General features: G+C 48.3%; 2 protein-coding genes. One reads left to right on the top strand and one right to left on the bottom strand.

Annotated features, from left to right (window positions below):
• Positions 1-2 precede the first annotated feature (2 nt).
• Positions 3-395, top strand: a complete 393-nt coding sequence (locus ACOTX5_RS26570; RefSeq protein ID WP_421632519.1) for a hypothetical protein — start codon at positions 3-5, stop codon at positions 393-395.
• A gap of 166 nt (positions 396-561) precedes the next feature.
• Here the strand turns inward: ACOTX5_RS26570 and dfrA14 are convergent, their stop codons facing one another.
• Positions 562-1,035, bottom strand: coding sequence for a trimethoprim-resistant dihydrofolate reductase DfrA14 (gene dfrA14, locus ACOTX5_RS26565; RefSeq protein WP_004201280.1), 474 nt, complete (start codon positions 1,033-1,035; stop codon positions 562-564).
• Positions 1,036-1,170 lie beyond the last annotated feature (135 nt).

Raw genomic sequence — 1,170 nt, 5'->3', positions numbered from 1 at the left:
GTATTGAGCATAGTCGAGATTGGTGCAGATCACTTCTGATATTGAACTGTCAGGAGCTGGCTGCACAACAGCCATTACGCCCAATCAACTGGTGCAGTCGTCTTCTGAAAATGACAATCGTGCCACCGGCTCCAGGTCTTATCGAACAGCTCAGACACATGGTCCAAATGCTGGTCGATCCGTTCGGCCAGTTTTTCGATGGCCTCTTGCTTGAGCTTGTCACTTTCCCTGAACTCGATGTTCAAGGCCCTGGCCACCTGGTTGAGGTTCCGGCCGATAGCTCCAAGCTGCCGGCACGATTCCCGTACGGTGTTCACTTCTTCATCAGTGAGGACCGGCATCCGGTTCAACGACCGCAGTCATTTCTGTACCTAAACAGTCCTGCGAATATGTGAGTTTTGACCTAATGAGCCACAAAAACTCATTTTCGCCCACGATAATTTTTCTACTTCCTTTCTTTGGAATGCTCATTTCAATATTCACATAACGTCGCTATCAATCGCGGAAAAGGCGTAGTGCGCGAAGCGAACGAAGCTTTTTGCCGTCGATTGCATAGCTTTGTTAACCCTTTTTCCAAATTTGATAGCAATAGTTAATGTTTGAAGTAAAGTGTTGCTCAAAAACAACTTCGAAGGTATTTGGAATACTCGGGAAGAAAACATCCCCCTCTGGCTCGATGTCGATCGTCGATAAGTGGAGCGTAGAGGCCATGGGTAATGTTTCTCGGTAAATTTCTCCGCCACCAGACACTATAACGTGACCGGTGAATTCAGCTAGCCTGTCCATGGCCTCTTCGATTGACTGAAATACAACTACATTGTCATCATTTGATGTCCAACCTGAGCGGGTAACGACCGCGTATTTCCTATTGGGGAGTGCGCCCATAGATTCAAACGTCTTGCGACCCACCAGAAGCCACTGATTGTAGGTCAATGCTTTAAAAAGTAGCTGCTCCCCTTTCGCGGACCAGGGTATGTCTGGACCGCAACCAATCACGCCGTTTTTCGCTTTCGCAGCCATCAATGATACTTTCAAGGTTCTCATCCTGGGTTAACTTTGTTTTAGGGCGACTGCCCTGCTGCGTAACATCGTTGCTGCTCCATAACATCAAACATCGACCCACGGCGTAACGCGCTTGCTGCTTGGATGCCCGAGGCATAGACTGTACAA

It is taken from the genome of Enterobacter cloacae complex sp. IR5441 (assembly GCF_049238215.1).
GTDB classification, from domain to species: Bacteria; Pseudomonadota; Gammaproteobacteria; order Enterobacterales; family Enterobacteriaceae; genus Enterobacter; species Enterobacter hormaechei_C.
This window is presented reverse-complemented; position numbering and strand designations above follow the sequence as displayed.